The sequence below is a fragment of the Acinetobacter shaoyimingii genome, assembly GCF_011578045.1.
Classification (GTDB): domain Bacteria; phylum Pseudomonadota; class Gammaproteobacteria; order Pseudomonadales; family Moraxellaceae; genus Acinetobacter; species Acinetobacter shaoyimingii.
This window is the reverse complement of sequence record NZ_CP049801.1, coordinates 1-18,950: the sequence shown is the minus strand read 5'-3', so window position 1 is coordinate 18,950 and position 18,950 is coordinate 1. Positions and strand designations below refer to the sequence as shown.

The 18,950-nt window shown below is 37.5% G+C and carries 22 protein-coding genes; 11 read left to right on the top strand and 11 right to left on the bottom strand.

From position 1 onward, the window contains the following. Positions 1-257 precede the first annotated feature (257 nt). Positions 258-1,220: a TerC family protein gene (locus G8E00_RS00110; RefSeq protein WP_166221179.1), complete on the top strand. Its 963-nt coding sequence runs from the start codon at positions 258-260 to the stop codon at positions 1,218-1,220. A gap of 12 nt (positions 1,221-1,232) precedes the next feature. Then, positions 1,233-1,430, top strand: a complete 198-nt coding sequence (locus G8E00_RS00105; RefSeq protein ID WP_166221177.1) for a hypothetical protein — start codon at positions 1,233-1,235, stop codon at positions 1,428-1,430. A 281-nt stretch (positions 1,431-1,711) separates the two neighbouring features. On the opposite strand, the gene G8E00_RS00100 is transcribed toward G8E00_RS00105, so the two are convergent. Then, on the bottom strand, positions 1,712-2,278 hold the full coding sequence (locus G8E00_RS00100) for a nucleotidyltransferase family protein (protein ID WP_166221175.1): 567 nt from the start codon (positions 2,276-2,278) through the stop codon (positions 1,712-1,714). Between the two features lie 229 nt (positions 2,279-2,507). Here G8E00_RS00100 and G8E00_RS00095 point away from each other — a divergent pair, with 229 nt between their 5' ends. Continuing rightward, positions 2,508-2,882: a hypothetical protein gene (locus G8E00_RS00095; protein ID WP_166221173.1), complete on the top strand. Its 375-nt coding sequence runs from the start codon at positions 2,508-2,510 to the stop codon at positions 2,880-2,882. A gap of 3 nt (positions 2,883-2,885) precedes the next feature. Continuing rightward, positions 2,886-4,046, top strand: coding sequence for a glutathionylspermidine synthase family protein (locus G8E00_RS00090; protein WP_166221171.1), 1,161 nt, complete (start codon positions 2,886-2,888; stop codon positions 4,044-4,046). Between the two features lie 107 nt (positions 4,047-4,153). On the opposite strand, the gene G8E00_RS00085 is transcribed toward G8E00_RS00090, so the two are convergent. Then, a complete protein-coding gene (locus G8E00_RS00085) occupies positions 4,154-4,531 on the bottom strand; it encodes a MerR family transcriptional regulator (RefSeq protein ID WP_166221169.1) in 378 nt (125 codons plus the stop codon). A 77-nt stretch (positions 4,532-4,608) separates the two neighbouring features. On the opposite strand from G8E00_RS00085, the gene G8E00_RS00080 reads away from it, so the two are divergent. Next, positions 4,609-5,091 (top strand): DUF2938 family protein, encoded by a 483-nt coding sequence (locus G8E00_RS00080; protein ID WP_166221167.1) that lies wholly within the window; start codon positions 4,609-4,611, stop codon positions 5,089-5,091. Positions 5,092-5,159: 68 nt separating this feature from the next. Here G8E00_RS00080 and G8E00_RS00075 read toward each other — a convergent pair whose 3' ends face one another. Next, complete coding sequence (locus G8E00_RS00075; protein WP_166221165.1) at positions 5,160-5,633, bottom strand: hypothetical protein; 474 nt, start codon at positions 5,631-5,633, stop codon at positions 5,160-5,162. A 167-nt stretch (positions 5,634-5,800) separates the two neighbouring features. Between G8E00_RS00075 and guaD the strand changes: the two genes are divergently transcribed. From guaD to G8E00_RS00060, 3 genes are all read left to right on the top strand, one after another. Further along, entirely contained in the window at positions 5,801-7,117 is a 1,317-nt protein-coding gene (gene guaD / locus G8E00_RS00070; RefSeq protein WP_166012833.1) for a guanine deaminase, read from the top strand. A gap of 246 nt (positions 7,118-7,363) precedes the next feature. Continuing rightward, entirely contained in the window at positions 7,364-7,891 is a 528-nt protein-coding gene (gene hpt / locus G8E00_RS00065) for a hypoxanthine phosphoribosyltransferase (protein WP_166012832.1), read from the top strand. 186 nt (positions 7,892-8,077) lie between these two features. After that, on the top strand, positions 8,078-8,329 hold the full coding sequence (locus G8E00_RS00060) for a GlsB/YeaQ/YmgE family stress response membrane protein (RefSeq protein ID WP_166012831.1): 252 nt from the start codon (positions 8,078-8,080) through the stop codon (positions 8,327-8,329). Positions 8,330-8,405: 76 nt separating this feature from the next. Here G8E00_RS00060 and G8E00_RS00055 read toward each other — a convergent pair whose 3' ends face one another. Both G8E00_RS00055 and dmeF read right to left on the bottom strand, forming a co-directional pair. Further along, complete coding sequence (locus G8E00_RS00055) at positions 8,406-9,107, bottom strand: DsbC family protein (protein ID WP_166012830.1); 702 nt, start codon at positions 9,105-9,107, stop codon at positions 8,406-8,408. A 120-nt stretch (positions 9,108-9,227) separates the two neighbouring features. After that, entirely contained in the window at positions 9,228-10,217 is a 990-nt protein-coding gene (gene dmeF, locus G8E00_RS00050) for a CDF family Co(II)/Ni(II) efflux transporter DmeF (RefSeq protein ID WP_166221163.1), read from the bottom strand. 89 nt (positions 10,218-10,306) lie between these two features. Between dmeF and G8E00_RS00045 the strand changes: the two genes are divergently transcribed. Then, the gene (locus G8E00_RS00045; protein ID WP_166221153.1) at positions 10,307-10,573 is read left to right on the top strand and encodes a metal/formaldehyde-sensitive transcriptional repressor; all 267 of its coding nucleotides are present in this window, start codon (positions 10,307-10,309) and stop codon (positions 10,571-10,573) included. A gap of 367 nt (positions 10,574-10,940) precedes the next feature. Then, on the top strand, positions 10,941-12,131 hold the full coding sequence (locus G8E00_RS00040; RefSeq protein ID WP_166221151.1) for an MFS transporter: 1,191 nt from the start codon (positions 10,941-10,943) through the stop codon (positions 12,129-12,131). 52 nt (positions 12,132-12,183) lie between these two features. Here the strand turns inward: G8E00_RS00040 and G8E00_RS00035 are convergent, their stop codons facing one another. The 6 genes from G8E00_RS00035 to rpmH all read right to left on the bottom strand — a co-directional run bounded on the left by G8E00_RS00035 (position 12,184) and on the right by rpmH (position 16,796). Next, positions 12,184-12,543: a NirD/YgiW/YdeI family stress tolerance protein gene (locus G8E00_RS00035; RefSeq protein ID WP_166012826.1), complete on the bottom strand. Its 360-nt coding sequence runs from the start codon at positions 12,541-12,543 to the stop codon at positions 12,184-12,186. A gap of 143 nt (positions 12,544-12,686) precedes the next feature. Beyond that, positions 12,687-14,051 carry a tRNA uridine-5-carboxymethylaminomethyl(34) synthesis GTPase MnmE gene (mnmE, locus tag G8E00_RS00030; protein ID WP_166221149.1) on the bottom strand — a complete coding sequence of 455 codons (1,365 nt, stop codon included), beginning with the start codon at positions 14,049-14,051 and terminating at the stop codon, positions 12,687-12,689. Positions 14,052-14,143: 92 nt separating this feature from the next. Beyond that, positions 14,144-15,895, bottom strand: coding sequence for a membrane protein insertase YidC (gene yidC / locus G8E00_RS00025; protein WP_166012824.1), 1,752 nt, complete (start codon positions 15,893-15,895; stop codon positions 14,144-14,146). Positions 15,896-15,900: 5 nt separating this feature from the next. After that, positions 15,901-16,221 (bottom strand): membrane protein insertion efficiency factor YidD, encoded by a 321-nt coding sequence (gene yidD / locus G8E00_RS00020; protein WP_166012823.1) that lies wholly within the window; start codon positions 16,219-16,221, stop codon positions 15,901-15,903. Positions 16,222-16,230: 9 nt separating this feature from the next. Then, positions 16,231-16,623 (bottom strand): ribonuclease P protein component, encoded by a 393-nt coding sequence (gene rnpA, locus G8E00_RS00015; protein WP_166012822.1) that lies wholly within the window; start codon positions 16,621-16,623, stop codon positions 16,231-16,233. 38 nt (positions 16,624-16,661) lie between these two features. After that, a complete protein-coding gene (rpmH, locus tag G8E00_RS00010; RefSeq protein WP_000831329.1) occupies positions 16,662-16,796 on the bottom strand; it encodes a 50S ribosomal protein L34 in 135 nt (44 codons plus the stop codon). A gap of 662 nt (positions 16,797-17,458) precedes the next feature. Here rpmH and dnaA point away from each other — a divergent pair. Continuing rightward, positions 17,459-18,850, top strand: coding sequence for a chromosomal replication initiator protein DnaA (dnaA, locus tag G8E00_RS00005; RefSeq protein ID WP_166221147.1), 1,392 nt, complete (start codon positions 17,459-17,461; stop codon positions 18,848-18,850). Positions 18,851-18,950: the final 100 nt, after the last annotated feature.

Below are 18,950 nucleotides of genomic sequence, written 5' to 3'. Positions count from 1 at the left end.
CATACTTTACATTCATGTAAATACAGAATTGAACAAGGGGAGTAGCCTCCTCCAGCGTTATAAATACTGTTTATAACGTGTCAGTATATCGTCAATACACTTTGCAAAAAGTCGGTATCTGAGCATTTAAATCTTCATCAGTAAATGAGTTTAAATGTAGGCAAGACCTTGATCATGTTGTCACAGATGTTTTTTTCATCTGGCAACTGGTCAAGGTTTTTTTATGCCTGCACCATTTGCTGGATATGGAGATGGTTATGGAATCCATTGGCAGTATTGGATTATACGGTGTATTTTTTGGCCTCGTTGCCATGATGTTACTGATTGATTTTTTAGGCTTTAAACAAAAAGAAGGTCAGCAGGTCAAAGTAAAAACTGCGGCCTACTGGAGTATTGCTTGGGTCTCGGTTGCCACTCTTTTTGGTGGTGGATTATGGCTTTATTTACAACAAACTTCAGGTATCGCCATCGCCAATACCAAAGTGATGGAATACTTTGCAGGTTATTTGCTGGAAAAATCTTTAGCGATTGATAATGTCTTTGTTTGGCTCATGATTTTTGCAGCTTTTGCGATCCCTCCTGCATTACAACGTCAGATTCTACTTTACGGTGTCTTAGGTGCAATTGTTCTTAGAACGATTTTTATCTTTATTGGTGCATGGTTTGTTCAAGAGTTTTCTTGGGTGCTTTATATCTTTGGTGCGTTCTTGGTTTGGACGGGTTTCAAATTTTTAAAAGGGCAAGAAGAAGATCCCAATATCGAAGATATGGCATTGTTAAAATGGTTACGTAAACATATGCGTATTACGCCAAAGTTAGAAGGTAATAAGTTTTTTGTCCGTCAAAATGGTGTAATTTGGGCAACGCCTTTATTTTTGGTTTTAATTTTAGTTGAAGCATCTGATGTTATTTTTGCAGTGGATTCGATTCCTGCAATTTTCGCCGTAACAAGTGATCCATTTATTGTATTAACAGCCAATTTAATGGCGATTTTAGGCTTACGTGCCATGTTCTTTTTATTGGCAGGTGCTGCGTCAAAAATGCACTATTTACCCTACGGTTTAGGAATTATTTTATTGTTCATTGGTTTCAAAATGCTGATGCTGGAAGTGTTCCATATGCCAATTTGGATTTCACTTGGCTTTATTGTGATCGTACTTGCGATTACCTCTTGGTTATCAATTCGACACAGTAAAAAGCATCATGAGACCACCTTATAAAACTGTAAATTAATGAGAAAAAGCCTTCCTTTTGGAGGGCTTTTTATTGAAAATAGCATTGAAATATCAAACAATAAAAGTATGAAAAAATATCAAAATGAAATCACTATTGATTTTATAAACAAAGAAGTTTTTTTAGATTCTAAATCCATAACTATTGATGCATTAAAAAATGGTGAATTCACTCAATCAGAATATTCTCCTAACTAATACATTTGGAGTCTTAAAGGTTATTTTTCTTGCTTTAATGCGTCATCTGACTTGATTATGATTTCCGAAAATGCCAAGGGGCTGTGTTTTAAAATATGTTTTTATTCGGGCTTTGAAAGCCACCTAAATAAAACTGATGTCATCTCTAAATTTAGAAAATATTCGCGTTGTAAATTGAATGTGATAAATAAAATGCACATAGAAATTATAGATACAAATTGGTCAAAAGCTGATTTCTTATACCACTTTAGACTGGGTGATATAACGCTTGTACTAGAAGCTTAATCATTTATTAATACCAATCGAGACCAACGCTCTAAAAATCGCTTAGATTCAAGTCTTTTCATAAAACCTTCATGACTCACCAAGGTTGGATTCCAGCGTAATTTCAGCTCGAATAAATCTTCCAATCCAAACGGGGCGACATATTCAATTTGATGCTGTGCATTTAATCTCACCGCAATCGCTGTTGCAGTTTCAGGCCAAAGTGAAAGCGCATGATCAATCGATGTTAAAGGTGGAATTTTTTCACCATTGTCTTTTTTATACCAAGTATGAACCAATGCTTGGTTGGTCACATCCCATTCCATATGTGGAAAATGATTTTGCATTGTCTGTTGAATGCACTGCGCTTGAGCATCATCATCTAAACCATAAAAAATCACATCGACTTCAGTGCCATCTAGTGCATATTCAGTGCCATGCAAATTTGACCAAATGGTATTTCGAATAATACCCGCCGCGATATAAGCCTGTGCATCTACGGCATACAAATGCTTAAGGATCTGCATGATGGCTTGATTCTGTTCAATCCATGCAATCAATTGATCTTCATATGCATTATCCATGACTTGATCTCTTTAATTTGCCTATATAAATATGATGCATTTGATCAGAAACAGACATGAATCCATTACGCTTACACCATTTTGAATACAGCGCAATCTATGCACAATATAGATCAGATCATGATTAATTTTAATTCTGCACTGTACTTTAACATGCTCAATAAATATCATGAGTCAGCATAAAATTTCATTTTATGCTTAAAAACCAAACCATAAAGGTTGTTCAAGAATGCGAACAAAAAAAATATCACTGGTTGTTGTTCCTATTTTATTGTCAGCATGTAGCGGTCAAAAAACATTACAACAAGATGTCTATAATAATCAGTATGACTGTGCAATGGATTGGCAAACCGATCTGTGTGAAACAGAAGATGATGAAAATGGTTCAAGTTCATCTAGTCATGGTGGCTATTATGTAGGACGGTACTTAGGTCCTCAATATTATCAAGGTAACCGTAAAGTAAAATACCTAGGTCGTGTGTTTGAACCTACAAGTAATCGAAGTGTCACACAACCACGTGTTTCTGTTCGCGCTTACAACGGTAAAACCTATTCGCCAATTCGGGGTGGCTTTGGACGTAGTGGTGGATCATTTGGGGGGTAATAGATGAAACGTCGCATATTCAATGAGCGTCCCAACTGGCAACAATCACATCAAGACATTGGCTTCGATTACTACAATTTACCCTCGACCGATGGTTCGATTTATTGGTCTGAAGGTGTCGCATACGAGTTCACACTCAAGCAGATTGAACAACTGGAAGATGCATCCAATGAATTGCATCAAATGTGTCTAGAGGTGGTGCGAGATCTGATTCAACGAGGCAATTATCCCGATTATTTTCAAATTCCTAAAGCAGCAATTCCACTGATCGAACACTCTTGGAAAAACAATGCACCAATGCTGTATGGACGTTTTGATTTTGCCTATGACGGACAACATATCAAAATGCTGGAATATAACGCAGATACACCAACAGGGCTGTTAGAAGCTTCAGTAGCTCAGTGGCATTGGATTGAAGAAGTTGCCAATATTCCACATCGAGATCAATTCAACAGCATTCATGAGGACTTGATTGAGCGTTGGGGTCGCATTTTGCCTCAAAACGCTCATGTTCATTTTGCTGCTTGCCAAGAAGCAGGTCGTGAAGACTGGGGCAATTTAGAGTATTTGATGGACACCGCATTTCAGGCAGGGCATCGCGTGTCTGAATTATCTATGGAAAATCTAGGTTGGAATGGTGCTGATTTTGTTGATTTGAATAATGATAAGATTCAAAATTTATTTAAGTTATATCCTTGGGAATGGATTTGGGAAGAACATTTTTCTCAGTATATAAAACCTGACAATACTTGGATTGAACCGTGTTGGAAAATGTTGCTGTCCAATAAAGCCATTTTAATCGAGCTTTGGAAGCGCTATCCAAATCATCCTCTATTGCTTGAAACGCATGCTTTTGATCCGAAACAATCCTATGCTGGTAAATGGGTCAAAAAACCGATATTGGCGAGAGAAGGAGCAAATATTCATATTATTCAAAATGATGTCGATTGCGGTGCAGCTTCAGGCAGTTTCCACTTTGAAGATTATGATAAGCATGGTTATGTCATGCAGAAATGGGTAAAAACGCCTTTACATGAAGGTATGTTACCGACCTTAGGGCTTTGGATGGTCGGTGATGAATGTTCGGGGATGTCGATACGTGAAGATGTGTTTGATGTCATTGGTAATGATGCACATTTCGCAGCACATTATTTTGTGGAATAAGTAAAAAATAATTTTAAAACCGATGTAATGAGACACAGTTCCGTTACATCATGCAACTCCCCCAACTTTATGCGTCAACCTGTAAGAATATTCTCTTTTTTTCTTATTCAATTCAGCATTTTTAAAAAATCTGGACAGGATAAGTGTTCGTTATACGGACAGTTTTTAATGTGTTGAAGTACACTCAATAAATTTTTTAGATTCTCAATTTTGTCTTCGATATCGGCCGATTTCTCATCAACACGTCCTCTATCTACATTTATTTTTCCATTGCAGATAAATATTTCATCAATTTCTTTTAAGGATAAGCCTCCTTTTTTTAATAATTGAATGAATGAAAGTGTAAGTAAGGTGTGTTCTGAATATTGACGTCTAAGGCCTTTTCTTCCGATCGATTTTATCAACCCTTTTGATTCATAAAATCGAATTGTAGCCGTAGACAAACCTGCTTTTAAAGATAAATCTCCTATATCAATTTCTTTCATAAAAACACCTTGACTTAAAGTTAACTTGAAGTAGCACACTCTACTTCAATCTAATCATATATAAGGTAAATGTTCTTATGCTTTTAATGATTCAAATTATTTTTATAGGTATATTTGCAACTTTATTTATGGATGTTATCGCATACATAAGGGAAAAATTATTTCAAATCAGGTCGCTTAACTATGCTTTTCTTGGTCGATGGATTCTTCTTTGGAAAGATGGGACGTTAACTCATGAAAATATTACGCTTGTTCCTGTCGTTAAATTTGAAAGAGTCATTGGCTGGTTTATTCATTATCTCATTGGCATTTTCTGGGTATATGTGTATTTGGTATTAGATCATCTCTTAAACTTTAATAGTCTATTTCTAAGTAGCATCTCTTTTTCACTACTCACTACTCTAATTTCTTTTTTAATTTTACAACCCGCTTTAGGATTTGGTTTTTTTGCCTTAAAAACACCAAACCCACTCATCAGTATTAAAAATAGTCTTCTTGCCCATCTGTTTTTTGGTATTGGCTTATATTTATCTTATATGTGGATTAGGCCAATGTTTTAATCACCGATATGATTCATCAAGATATAAAAAGGATGCCTATCACATCCTTTTATTTTTACTTATTCATTTTAAATTGTATGCTCAGCCACACGTTTCATATACATATTTAAACGGGTAAAGAAAATGACCTGCAAGAAAATCGTAAATGCAGAAACACACCATTCATACCACAGTGCAAAAGAGGTTTGCTCAAGTTTAAAATAATCATAAATTACATATAAAACTAAACCAAAGCCAACTCCAGCAACCGTAGTTTGTAGCAAGATTGGAAAAGAAAGCGCTGTAATTCGATTCATAAAATGTTGCCCTTGATCACCACCATTGGCTACGTAACAGCGTTGAATGCCCACAAACATAATCAGTAGAGTCAAAAAACATTCAATACCAATCACACGGACATCATAATATGGCGAATACATGCCGTAGTAATACACCGCACTCACCACTAAAGCTGCGATGAGATAATAATTTTTATAATGTTTTTTCTCTAAAGTATCTGCCGATAACTCATGTGCTAAAGCTTTCGTGTTCCAGAAGTACATAAATTCTGTATTCTCTTGATTTATATTTTGAACACACTTTACTCATAATTTTCTAAAAGATAAAGCGCAATAGATCACCTAAAATTGTTCATTTTTTCGTAATTGCTCAAGGTGAATTTTCATTTTTCAGGTACAATCAATCGAAAAAATGATAAATGTAGGTTGTTATGTCTTCTCTCTCCCCAATTGCGATTCGTGGTCGCTTCCTTGATATTACCCATACTGTTTCTCAAGCAGATCAGATTGCTCAAGCTGTACGTTATATTGAAGATGGTTTACTCATTACTGAACAAGGTCAGATCAAGTGGTTTGGTTCTTGGGAACAAGGGCAGTCTCAATTGACATCAGATATAACTGTTGAACATTATCCAGAGCAATTGATCGTCCCTGGATTTATTGACACACATATCCATTTTCCTCAAACCGAAATGGTCGGCGCATTTGGCGAACAACTTTTAGAATGGCTCAATACCTATACATTTCCAACGGAACTTCAATTTTCAGATAAAGCCTATGCAGACCAGATTGCACATTTTTTTGTCAATGAACTTTTAAAAAATGGTACGACGACTGCCTTAGTATTTTGTACCGTACATCCTCAATCTGTCGATGCGTTGTTTGAAGCTGCAACACGCCACCACATGCGTTTAATTGCAGGTAAGGTGATGATGGACCGTCATGCACCCGAAGGTCTATGCGACACAGCTGAAAGCGCTTATCACGACTCTAAAGCGCTGATCGAGAAATGGCATGGTCAAGGACGCAACCTCTATGCCATTACACCTCGTTTTGCACCGACCTCTACACCAGAACAATTGGAAAAAGCAGGGCAGTTAAAAGCTGAATATCCTGATGTTTATATTCATACACATTTGAGTGAAAATAAAAATGAAACTGCATGGGTCAAAGAACTTTTCCCAGAACAGAAAGGCTATTTAGATGTTTATCATCATTATGGTTTAACAGGAAATCGTTCTGTGTTCGCTCACTGTGTACACTTAGAAGAAGATGAATGGGATTGTATGCATGACACAGATTCAGCCATCGCTTTCTGCCCAACCTCAAACTTATTCTTAGGCAGTGGTTTATTCCCATTGAAAAAAACTTGGGAAAAACAAGTCAAAGTCGGTTTAGGCACAGATATTGGGGCAGGGACGTCATTTAATCAGCTTCAAACCTTAAATGAGGCCTACAAAGTACAGCAGCTTCAAGGTGACAAACTGTCTGCTTTTGAGTCGTTTTATCATGCGACATTGGGCGGCGCTAAAGCCCTTCATTTGCAAGATAAACTTGGCAATTTCAATGTCGGCAAAGAAGCTGATTTTGTGGTGTTAAACTTAAATGCAACGGCATTACAGACTTTGCGTCAACAACGTGCGAAGAATATTGAAGATGCTTTATTTGCATTATTCACAATGGGTGATGATCGAAATATCCAAGCGACCTATATTTATGGACAAAAAGCATATGAGCAAAAAGCCTGAAAAAACTGAAAATTCAAATAAATCACCAAAGCCATCTTCAAAGAAAAAATACATTCTGATGGGCAGTTTATTTGTCGTTTGTGCATTGCTTTTAAAACGGGATGCACATTAGTCATGCATTGATTACATTTTCAGGTCTTAAAATAGATGCATCTGAGGATGATATGTTTTAAAATTAACGTATATTACAGGTGTTGCAAGTCAACACCTTTTTTAATTTTGAATCGTTGTTTTAGGTATCTAAGCATGACCGTTGAAATGAAAGTAATGATTTCCGCTGAAGAAATTCAAGCGAAGGTTATTGAACTTGGTAATCAAATTAATGCTCATTATGCAACAAGTGACAAAGAGCTCGTTTTGATTGGTTTACTTCGTGGTTCAGTTATTTTCATGGCAGATTTATGCCGTACCATTAGCAAACCACACGAACTCGACTTCATGACTGTTTCTAGTTATGGCGGTGGTACAACCTCATCACGTGATGTCAAAATCTTAAAAGATTTAGATGGTGAAATTCGTGGTAAGGATGTTCTTGTCGTTGAAGATATTATTGACTCAGGCAACACTCTAAGCAAAGTTCTAGAAATTTTACAAACACGTCAACCGAATTCAATTCAACTTTGTACACTCGTCAGCAAGCCTTCGCGCCGTGAAATTGACTTAGATGTGAAATTCTTAGGTTTTGAAGTTGAAGATAAATTTATTGTGGGTTATGGCTTAGATTACGATCAAAAATACCGTCATATTCCATTTATTGGTGAAATTGGTCTTTAATGTAGCGACCACCAATTGAATTTGCTAAGCGACTTCGGTCGCTTTTTTGCATCTTTTATCGAACAAAAAAGATACAATAAATAGCGAAGTGGCACTATCCACACAATCAAAATTCAATAATGATGAATTTAGCATTTGAATTTCATCAATATATTAAAATTCACAAGAACAACAGGGAGAGGTCTTATGATGTCATTGATTGGTGCAATCGTCATTGGTTTTATTGCGGGTTTAATTGCGCGAGCGATTCATCCTGGGAATGATAAAGCTGGTTTTATTGTGACAACATTATTGGGTATTGTTGGATCATTACTTGCAACCTATGGTGGCCGTTTACTCGGGCTTTATCCTGAAGGTTCATCTGCTGGATTTATTGCCTCTGTGATTGGTGCAATTATTATCTTGTTTATCTACAACTTGGTTGTAAAAAAATCCTAAGTGCCAATACATACAATTCAATTTAAAAATAAAGCACCATAAGGTGCTTTATTTATATCTGCTATTGTTCAGTGTATTAAAGTCCAAACTCTTTCCAAATTTTTTCAATTTCAGTCGCAGGGTAGGCACCTGTCACTTTAAATCCATTTGAGAATACAATTGCAGGTGTACCCTGAATGCCTAAAGTACGTCCTAACTGTAAATTACGATCAATCGGATTAATACAATCATAACCAGCTGCGGGTTGAGTTCCATTTTGAATCAGTTTATTCCATGCATAATCTTTATTTGGCGAACACCATACTTTTTTCGATGGAACCACAGATTGGTTTTTAATTGGATACATAAAAGTGTAAATGGTGACATCTTTTAGGCTCGCCAATTCTGAATCCAATTTTTTACAATAAGGGCAATTTGGATCTGAGAATACCGCAAGGACATGTTTGCCAGTACCTTTAACCGTTTTTATGGCATCTTGCAAAGGTAATTTTTTAAAGTCGATGGTGTTGTTTTGAATCACCAAATCTTTGGTTAAATTATGCTTATCTTTAATACGGATCATAGATCCTATAAACACATGTTGAGCATCTTCATTGACATAGACCACATCGTTATCTAAAACACCGCTGTACATTCCCTTCATTTCAGTCGCTTTTAAATCTTTAACCTGAAGATTTGGAAATTGTTGAGTCAGTTTAGCTTTCACAGAATCTACATTGGCAAAACTTGAACTTGCCATTGCTAAGCCTAAGCTCAACATCAATATTTTTTTTAACATCAACGACACACCATGATTGAAGAATTTCTGCAAATAATTCTAGCTCTAATTGATCATCAATGTGTGTCTAATCTGTTTCAAAATTAAGAAAAAAATACAGCTTAGGTATTCATAAAAAAATCAAACTGTTTCACGTGAAACAAAGTTAAATTTGGCTGGATGATTGATTTCTACTGAAATATGTACGATTTCATCATGTATAGACAATGCCTGACGGATCAAATCTGCATTTAATGCATGTTCTGCACTTTCCAAAGCCAGAATACAAGAAAATTTGCCTTTGCCCACTTTCCATACATGTAAATCAGTGATTGAAATTTTTGAATCTATAGAGGCTATTACTTCGCGTATTTCATCAACAACTGGGTGATCCATTTCAGCATCTAATAAAGTTTTTCCAGTTTCGATGAGCAATCCATAAGACCACTTACAAATCAAAATTGCGCCCACGATCCCCAGTAATGCATCTAAAAAATCCCAACCAAAAAACTTCGCTGCACATAAAGCAATGATCGCAAATACAGAGGTCACCGCATCTGCCACCACATGTAGAAACGCTGCTTTTTGATTCAGATCATGATCACCATGAGCATGTTGATGATGATTGTTATGATCATGTACGTGGTGAGCATGTCCATGATCATGTGAATGATGGTGACCACCGCTATGTAATAACCAAGCACAAACCAAATTGACGATCAGTCCAATGACAGCAATAGGAATCGCTTCATTGTAGTGAATTTGAATCGGATGCAATAAACGATCAAAGGATTGGTAGAACATGAGCAATGCAACCAGCATCAATAAAATGGCACTGCTATATCCCGCTAAAATTTCAGTTTTCCACGTACCAAAACTAAACCGTTGATCATGCGCAAAATGCCGTGCAGCTCGATACGCCATATACGCCAGACCTAAAGCCAACATATGCGAACTCATATGCCAACCATCAGCCAATAAAGCCATGGAGTTAAATAACCAACCTCCAAAAATTTCAAATACCATCATCAGTCCAGTCAAAATCGTGGCAAATAAAATTTTTCTTTGCCCCATTGGATTACCTTCATCAAACTGATGCGAATGTTTTCGATTTAAGTTTTGAAATTGCATAATGACTCACCCAATATACTCCCTAGTAGTATATGAGTTAGAATCAAAATATACTATAAGGGGGTATATAGAAATGGGAACAGATCAAGATGAGTCACTTAAATGAAGACAAGAAAATATTGAATCGTGTGAAACGACTCAAAGGCCAAATATCCGCTGTCGAAGAGGCGATTCAAAATCCAGAACAGTCTTGTATTGAAGTTTTACAGCAAGTTGCCGCTATTAAAGGTGCCATCAATGGGTTAATGAATGAACTCATTGAAAGTCATTTACGTCATCATGTCATCACAGATGAAACGCAAATCAATGAAACAGAATTGGCAGAATTTTTAAGCTTATTAAAACGTTATTCTTAAATATAAATATCAAATATTTTCAATGATTTTATAAATTTGAAATCATTAAATCTCTTACAAAAATCAAAAAATGATCATTGAATCGTATTTAAAGTAACAACGAAAGTTCCTTCTCCCTCTGGGATGAGCAGCTTGCTGCGCAAGAGGTGAAGGATTTAAAGCTTAAAATAACCTCTCCCTAGCCCTCTCCTAAAAGGAGAGGTAACTTTATGATAAATTTTAATTGGATAAAAATAATTTATGAAAGAAATTTATTATCTTTATTTTAATTGACCCTATTCCGATTAGGTTTTAATCTGGGAAATCTTACTCCAATATCAGTCTATTTTATTTAGGACTGGCATTTTCTTTTTATAAGAATGCATCTATGAATTTCTCTGCGTGGCGACCCTTTATTACGGTCAGTTTGGCGCTGTGTATCGGCACCATCGGTACTGCATTGGCCAGTCCTTTATATCCGCTCTACCAAGCACTCTGGCAGTTATTACCGAGTGATATTACTTACCTGTTTGTCGCATATATGTTTGGTTGTATGACCACATTATTATTTTTAGGGCGTACCAGTAATAGCATTGGATATATACGCACTTTACAGACGGGATTATGTGTTGCTATTGCAGGCTTGAGCCTTTCAGTGATCGCTGAACATACATTGGTGCTAGGCATTGGACGTTTTATTATTGGAATTGCTTCAGGCCTGATCAGCACTTCCGCGATGTTAGGTCTAATTTATACCATTCCAGATTCTCATAAACAAAATGCAGCTCAAATCAGCTCAATCATTACGGTCATCGGTTTTGGTTTGGGTCCATTCGTTGGGGGGAGTATTGCTCAATTTTCGAAATATCCTTTGGTAACGCCATATCTTCCAATTATCATTTTGGCGAGCGTGAGTTTTATCAGTTTATTTTTCATTCAAGCCAAAACTTTGCCCAAGCAATCATTTTCCATTGCACCGCATTTGGAAGCACCAGAACATCAATTTAAACCGATTTTTTATATCGCAAGTTTTACCGCCTTCTGTGCATTTGCAGGCTTTAGCTTATTTGCATCATTAGCACCGTCTTTTATTCGCGATATTATTCCGTGGCATGGGCCTTTGGTGAGCGGTATGACCATTTCAAGCATTCTATTGGTATCTGCTGTTGCCCAATTTTTTGCTCGTAGCAAAGCTATGCATCCGTCTTTAAATATAGGCTTAATCACTCTCATTTTAAGTTTTATTCTTTTGACTTTTTGCATGATTTTTCATTGGTCTCTGCTGTTTTTTATTAGTGTGATTTTAGTTGGATGGGGACATGGTTATGGTCTTATTGGTGCTTTTTCTGTGATACAAAAAATCACCACAGATCACAACCGAGCAGCTGTGGTTTCTACCTATTTGTTTATCGCTTATTTGGGTACCATATTACCCATAGTCAGTGTCGGCTATATTGCAGATCATTTTGGCTTTACAGCTGGAATCGTCAGCTTCAGCATGGTGATGGGTTTACTATGTCTGTATTTGTTTATGAGACATCTTAAAATTGAATTGCAATTTAAAGCACTTATAAAATAGCTTTTCTCAAAAAAATAAACCCAATGAAGGGTTTATTTTTTAAAGACATACATTAAAGAATTTCAACTTGAACCGCTTCAATATCCGTAGGTTTATCTCGGTGTGTATCCACTTCACCAATGATTTTTACTTTTACACCATTTTGTAATTGTTGAGGAGTCGCTAAATCACGATCAATTTCAACTGTAATGGTGCCAGTATTATCTTTGAATTGATAATGTTCATCTTTCAGTTGAGCGGCAATTTCTCCCGTTAAAGTCACACCTGTAGCATCAGTCGCTTTTGTGGCTTGAGCAACTGTAAATTGATTTTTACTCGCTTCTTTAATGATGGCTTGATCGCTTTTCCCCGCCCAAACACTGGCGGTAATACCCATCAAAATAACAGTTAGAACCAAAGATCTTTTCTTCATTGTTCCACCTTTTTCAGATTGCGTTATGTTCAAATTAACAACTTATGCGTTAAAGTAAATGACAAATAACAAAGCATTACCGAAGCGATAAAAAAGCTGACAATTGCCAGCTTAAATAAACAATTTTTAAAGATAAAATCTATTTATTTACCAATACAGAACGATCCAAAAATCACTCCGAGCAAATCATCTGCACTAAAGTCGCCTGTAATTTCACCCAAAGCATTTTGCGCTAAACGTAAAGACTCAGCCACCAACTCACCTGCATGGAAAATTGTAAGTTGTTCATGCGCTTCTGCCAAATACTGCTGAGTGCGCTTCATTGCGTCTAAATGACGTGTTCTAGCAATAAAGGTATCTTCTTCTGGTTGGAAGCCTGCATGCGCTGTAATCGCATCTATGAGCGCTTGAACACCTGTTTCTTGCTTGGCAGAGACCGTAATATGTCTAAATCCATTTAAATCACTCAATTCTGCCTGTTGATCAGTCAAATCACATTTGTTACCAATCAGCATTAAACGTTTAGCATCGATATGATCTGCAAAATAGTTTTCAGCCAAATGTAATGGATCATCGCCTTGGCTCAAGTCATACACCAATAGCAATAAATCTGCATTTTCAATTTCTTTAATGGCACGTCGAATACCTTCTTTTTCGACCACATCACCTGTTTCACGAAGACCTGCTGTGTCGGTCAGGGTAATCGGCAAACCATTTAAAGTGATTTTTTCATGCAGTACATCACGTGTGGTGCCTGCAATATCGGTCACAATGGCTCGTTCAACACCTGCCAATGAATTTAACAAGCTAGATTTACCCGCATTCGGCTTACCTGCAATCACCACCTGTAAACCTTCACGGAGTAATTGTCCCTGACGTGCAGATTGCTGTACCAAACCCACAGAAGACTGTACATCTTCAAGCAAAGCTAAAATTTTACCATCTGCCAGAAAATCAATTTCTTCTTCTGGAAAATCAATTGCCGCTTCAACGTGTAATCGTAAATGAATTAACTTTTCGAGTACGGCATTTACTTTGGTTGAAAATGCACCTTGTAATGAACGTACCGCTGAACGTGCTGCTGCTTGAGAAGTTGCATCAATTAAGTCGGCAATCGCTTCAGCCTGAACCAAATCCATTTTGCCATTTTCAAAGGCACGCATGGAAAATTCGCCCGCTTTAGCAGCAGTTGCTCCCAATGCCAACAAACGCCCCAGTAATGCATTTTGAATCACTGGGCCACCATGACCTTGTAACTCAACCACATCTTCACCGGTAAATGAGTTTGGATTTGGGAAACAAATGACCAAACCTTCATCCATGACTTCGCCATGTTCATCTAAGAACTGACGAAAACCTGCAAAGCGTGCTTTAGGCAATGTCTTCTGCGTTAATGCTTCTGCAATCGCATATGCGTTTGGTCCAGATAAACGAATCACACCAACACCACCCCGACCTGGCGGTGTTGCAATAGCAGCAATAGTAGTGAGGTGTTGTGCAATCGTCATGGAGAAATACTCAAAATAAAGGCAATAAAAAATCCGCCTAAGAATACCATCTTAAGCGGATTGATTCAGCTATTCAGCGCGAGCTAGATGAACTAGTTTGCTGAGTTCGCCTCTTTTGCTGCAGTTTCTTTTTCGACACTTTTCTTAATCAGTGCTTGCTGCAAGATCGTAATACTGTTGTTACAGATCCAGTACAACACCAAGCCCGCAGGGAAGAACAACATAAATACCGTGAAAATGATCGGCATAAATTTGAATACTTTTGCTTGCATTGGATCAGCAGGTTGAGGGTTCAAAGACTGCTGAATGTACATGGTAATACCCATTAGTAATGGCAGAATAAACCATGGATCCATCGCAGATAAATCTTGAATCCACGCTAACCAAGGAGCATGACGAAGTTCAACTGATTCCATCAATACCCAGTACAACGCAAGGAAAATAGGCATTTGAAGAAGCAATGGTAAGCAACCAGACAATGGGTTTACTTGCTCACGCTTATACAGCGCCATCATTTCTTGAGAGAAGCGCATACGGTCTTCACCGAACTCTTCTTTCATACGTTGCATTTCTGGCCCGATGATGCGCATTTTCGCCATTGAGCGATAGCTCTTAGACGACAACGGCCACAAGATCAATTTCACAACAATCGTCAATAGAATAATTGACCAGCCCCAGTTCCCCACGATGCCATGGAAGAATTGCAAACCAGCAAACAATAATTTTGCAATTGGCCATAACCAACCATAGTCTACAGTTTGGTTTAAACCAACAGCCAAATCCTTCAATTCAGATTGAACTTTAGGACCTGAGTAGAATGTCGCATCAACAGTCATTGATTTACCAGCAGGAACATTGATCGTTGGCGATGTAAAACCAATGATATTCATGTCATCTGCAGATTTGCGAGATTCTAATTTCGCTACGTATTCTTGATTACCAAAATGACCTGGAATCCAAGCACTTACAAAGTAATGCTGAACCACTGCAACCCAACCGCCTTTAGCATTGGTATCGAGTTTTTCTTCAGCAAAATTGGCAAATTTTAATTTGTTGTAGTGCTCGTCTGGTGTACCCCATGCGCCACCTAAGTAAGTCCCAAGGGTAAAGATCCCTTGATCTGATTTACCTGGATCTTCAGAGTTGTCACGTTTGATTTGACCAAACATTTGACCTTGCCAGTTTTGCGAACTACGGTTTACCACTTGGTAACTGACATTGATTGGGTATTTACCTTGTTCAAAGGTAAAAGTCTTGATAATTTCTACGCCATCAGCCGTTTTAAGCACCATTGGCACAGATAAAACTTTAGTGGCTTGATCTTTGCCTTGAGCAGTTTTTGCGTCGGCTAAAGTGTAGCTAGATTTTTCAATTTCAAATGTCGGACGACCATTACGACTACTGTCTGGACCGTTTAAACCAATCAGACCAGATTGCGCAACATAAGTACGCTTTTCATCGTTTTCAAGCATGACAAAAGATTCATCGCTGTTTTTGCTTTGGTCATGATTGAGTAATTCAATACGAACGATATCACCACCTTTTGGATTGATCCAAAGGTGATACAAATCAGTTTGCACTGAAATGAGTTGTTGACTCACAGCTGCTTTAGGCGCTGCTGTGTTGTGTTGTGCAGCAGCAATATTTGCTTGCGGAATATCTGAAGATACAGCCGCTGCTTGGCTATTTGGCAAATCAGTAGATACATCATGCGCAACCACAGCAGCCGGTTTAGACTGTGCGACAGTTTCTGCATGACCATAATCTTTTTGCCAAGCCAAAATGAGCAAATATGCGGTGACGAACATGGCCCCGAGAATTGCAAACCTGGCCCATTGTTGCATATCGATTACCCCAAATGGTTAGAGTGATTTTGGTTCAAAAATTGCTCACGCAAGGGTACATGAACGTGAGTCATTTGAGAATCTATTTGCTGAAATGAAATAAAACGAATTGCTTTTTTGGGAACAGGATCGTAACCACTTCCACCCCAAGGATGACATCGACATACACGTTTCGTCGCCAACCACACACCTCTGACTGAACCATGCGTATGGATTGCTTCTAACGAATATTGAGAACATGTTGGAATATAACGACAACGTGGTCCAAGGAGCGGACTAATCGCAATTTGATAGAAACGAATCAACCAATGCAATATACGAACCATTGGTCATCTCTATTTTTGAGGGGAGGAGACGGGTATTTTATGATGTTTTTTGACAAGACGTTGAAGCTTTTGCCAAGCAATTTGCAACTGCTTATGCAACTCAACATTTGGTATCGCTTCTATGCCTATTTTAGGCATAACCACAATATCCAATAAGTCTAATTCTTGCTGATGTAAGCGAAAGCTTTCTCGGGCAATACGTTTTATTCGATTTCTTTCATGCGCACGACGCACTTTCTTTTTAGCAACAACAATACCCAAACGGCTTTTCGGCTGTTCAGTACATTTTGCTAAAAAAAGAAAATGGGGTTGATGCACTTTAAAAAGCGCACCATCAAACACACCTTTGAAATCTGCAGCACAGCGGATACGAACCTCTGGACTGAAATTATAAAGTGTCATAACACCCAAATCGTCGATGAGACTAACTGCTTAAAAAATTAAACAGTTAAGCTGTGACGACCTTTAGCACGGCGACGAGCTAATACTTGACGACCAGCTTTAGTTGCCATACGAGCACGGAAACCATGAACGCGTTTACGCTTTAATTCAGACGGTTGGAAAGTACGTTTCATTTTCGAAACTCCAGTATTGGTGTTCTATAAAGGTTCGCGATTGTATTGTGCATTGTTTGTGCTGTCAATAAATTACAGCAAATGTTACATAAAAATGCGTTATACATCGTGTTAAGCAATGAATTTAAAACGAATCTTAAAAAAGTCAATATTTTAAAAAATAATCACAACTTAACTCTTTATTTATTAAAATAAATATGAGATATCTACACAAATATCCACAAAGTTATCCATAGTGTTATTAACGTTTTAAATTTAATTTAGTTAATTTGAATTTAAATTCATTTATTTGAGGTTATCCACACAAGGTCGCTTTGTTATTATATAAATTCAAATTTATAAATTTAAATTTATTATTATTAGGGACGCTTTTTTCTGTGGAAATGTGCTTTTAAATTTTATAAATCATTTATTTAGATTGTTGATAACTGTGTTTTTATCAATTTATGAAATTGTGGATAACTTGAGCTGAAAAACTATCCACAGCTTGTGGAAAAGCTTATCCACACCCTGTTTTAAATTTAAAAATCGCATGGTTTTTTATTTTTTTAACGCAGAGTATGCGAAATTATCATGACAGATGTGGATAACTTGGTTAGAATGGCGACCCCCTCATACGGTAGGGTTGGCTTTTAAATTTAAAATGGAATAAGGGGTTTCACATGCTGTGGACAGACTGCTTAACTCGCTTGCGACAAGAGCTCTCTGATAATGTCTTTGCGATGTGGATTCGTCCTTTAGTCGCGGAAGAGGTTGAAGGCGTACTTAAACTGTATGCACCTAATCCGTATTGGACTCGTTATATTCAAGAACATCATCTCGAACTCATTACCATTTTGGCAGAGCAATTGTCTGAAGGACGTGTACGCAAAGTTGAAATTTTGGTTGACTCAAGACCTGGTGCGATTTTGTCTGCAAGTGAACAACCTGCAACAACGACTGCTGCGCTTGAATCGGTGTCTGTACCTAATTCAATGCCTAAACCACGCAAAGACAAAGAACAAGATCTTGTCGTGAATAAAAATTCCAAGAAGCGTTTGCTCAATCCATTATTTAACTTTGCATTGTTCGTTGAAGGTCGTTCTAACCAAATGGCGGCTGAAACGTGTCGTAAAGTGTTAACACAGCTGGGTGAGTCACAACACAATCCTTTATTTTTATATGGACCAACGGGTCTGGGTAAAACACACTTAATGCAGGCGGTGGGGAACGCTTTATTACAAGCGAAACCGAATGCACGTGTGATGTACATGACTGCTGAAAGTTTTGTGCAAGATTTTGTTAGCTCTTTGCAAAAAGGCAAAGTGGAAGAATTTAAGAAAAACTGTCGCTCTTTAGATTTACTTTTGGTCGATGATATTCATTTACTTGCTGGTAAAGAGGCGAGTCTGGTTGAATTTTTCTATACATTTAATGCGTTATTGGATGAATCAAAGCAAATTATTCTAACCTCTGACCGTTATCCAAAAGAATTGACTGAGCTTGATCCTCGTTTGGTTTCACGCTTCTCATGGGGACTGTCAGTTGGTGTTGAGCCACCTGACATAGAAACACGTATCGAAATTTTGTTGAAAAAAGCAGAAAGTAACGGCATTGAGTTACCTCGTAACTGCGCATTATTTATTGCACAGCAAGTGGTAGCCAATGTTCGTGAACTCGAAGGCGCTTTAAATAAAGTCGTTGCAATTTCACGTTTCAAAGGTACACCTATTGATTTGGAAATTGTGCGTGAATCTTTAAAAGATGTATTGGCTATTCGTGCCCGTACCATAAGCACTGAAAATATTCAGCGTGTGGTCAGTGAATATTTCCGTATTCCACTTAAAGAATTGGTCGGTCCAAAACGTACCCGAATTTTTGCACGTCCACGTCAGTTGGCCATGGGTTTAGCCCGTGAATTAACCGGCGATAGCTTCCCAGAAATTGGTATGGCCTTTGGCGGTCGTGACCATAGTACGGTTATGCATGCCTGTGAAAAAGTGCAAAGTTTAAGAGCTGAAGATCCTATTTTTAATGAGGATTACAAGAACTTAATGCGCTTACTTCAAAGTTAATATTTGATTAAATTCTATTCTTGCAATGCGGCATAAAGTGCCGCATAGTACATGACTAAAAATACTTTTTTGTCTTCAATTGTTCTGTTTTTAGAGGAAA

Bases quoted from the DNA above. Each gene is read 5' to 3' on its own strand.
- G8E00_RS00110 (WP_166221179.1), top strand. From the start codon at position 258: ATGGAATCCATTGGCAGTATTGGATTATACGGTGTATTTTTTGGCCTC.
- G8E00_RS00105 (WP_166221177.1), top strand. From the start codon at position 1,233: ATGAGAAAAAGCCTTCCTTTTGGAGGGCTTTTTATTGAAAATAGCATT.
- G8E00_RS00100 (WP_166221175.1), bottom strand. From the start codon at position 2,278: ATGGATAATGCATATGAAGATCAATTGATTGCATGGATTGAACAGAAT.
- G8E00_RS00095 (WP_166221173.1), top strand. From the start codon at position 2,508: ATGCGAACAAAAAAAATATCACTGGTTGTTGTTCCTATTTTATTGTCA.
- G8E00_RS00090 (WP_166221171.1), top strand. From the start codon at position 2,886: ATGAAACGTCGCATATTCAATGAGCGTCCCAACTGGCAACAATCACAT.
- G8E00_RS00085 (WP_166221169.1), bottom strand. From the start codon at position 4,531: ATGAAAGAAATTGATATAGGAGATTTATCTTTAAAAGCAGGTTTGTCT.
- G8E00_RS00080 (WP_166221167.1), top strand. From the start codon at position 4,609: ATGCTTTTAATGATTCAAATTATTTTTATAGGTATATTTGCAACTTTA.
- G8E00_RS00075 (WP_166221165.1), bottom strand. From the start codon at position 5,633: ATGTACTTCTGGAACACGAAAGCTTTAGCACATGAGTTATCGGCAGAT.
- guaD (WP_166012833.1), top strand. From the start codon at position 5,801: ATGTCTTCTCTCTCCCCAATTGCGATTCGTGGTCGCTTCCTTGATATT.
- hpt (WP_166012832.1), top strand. From the start codon at position 7,364: ATGACCGTTGAAATGAAAGTAATGATTTCCGCTGAAGAAATTCAAGCG.
- G8E00_RS00060 (WP_166012831.1), top strand. From the start codon at position 8,078: ATGATGTCATTGATTGGTGCAATCGTCATTGGTTTTATTGCGGGTTTA.
- G8E00_RS00055 (WP_166012830.1), bottom strand. From the start codon at position 9,107: ATGTTAAAAAAAATATTGATGTTGAGCTTAGGCTTAGCAATGGCAAGT.
- dmeF (WP_166221163.1), bottom strand. From the start codon at position 10,217: ATGCAATTTCAAAACTTAAATCGAAAACATTCGCATCAGTTTGATGAA.
- G8E00_RS00045 (WP_166221153.1), top strand. From the start codon at position 10,307: ATGAGTCACTTAAATGAAGACAAGAAAATATTGAATCGTGTGAAACGA.
- G8E00_RS00040 (WP_166221151.1), top strand. From the start codon at position 10,941: ATGAATTTCTCTGCGTGGCGACCCTTTATTACGGTCAGTTTGGCGCTG.
- G8E00_RS00035 (WP_166012826.1), bottom strand. From the start codon at position 12,543: ATGAAGAAAAGATCTTTGGTTCTAACTGTTATTTTGATGGGTATTACC.
- mnmE (WP_166221149.1), bottom strand. From the start codon at position 14,051: ATGACGATTGCACAACACCTCACTACTATTGCTGCTATTGCAACACCG.
- yidC (WP_166012824.1), bottom strand. From the start codon at position 15,895: ATGCAACAATGGGCCAGGTTTGCAATTCTCGGGGCCATGTTCGTCACC.
- yidD (WP_166012823.1), bottom strand. From the start codon at position 16,221: ATGGTTCGTATATTGCATTGGTTGATTCGTTTCTATCAAATTGCGATT.
- rnpA (WP_166012822.1), bottom strand. From the start codon at position 16,623: ATGACACTTTATAATTTCAGTCCAGAGGTTCGTATCCGCTGTGCTGCA.
- rpmH (WP_000831329.1), bottom strand. From the start codon at position 16,796: ATGAAACGTACTTTCCAACCGTCTGAATTAAAGCGTAAACGCGTTCAT.
- dnaA (WP_166221147.1), top strand. From the start codon at position 17,459: ATGCTGTGGACAGACTGCTTAACTCGCTTGCGACAAGAGCTCTCTGAT.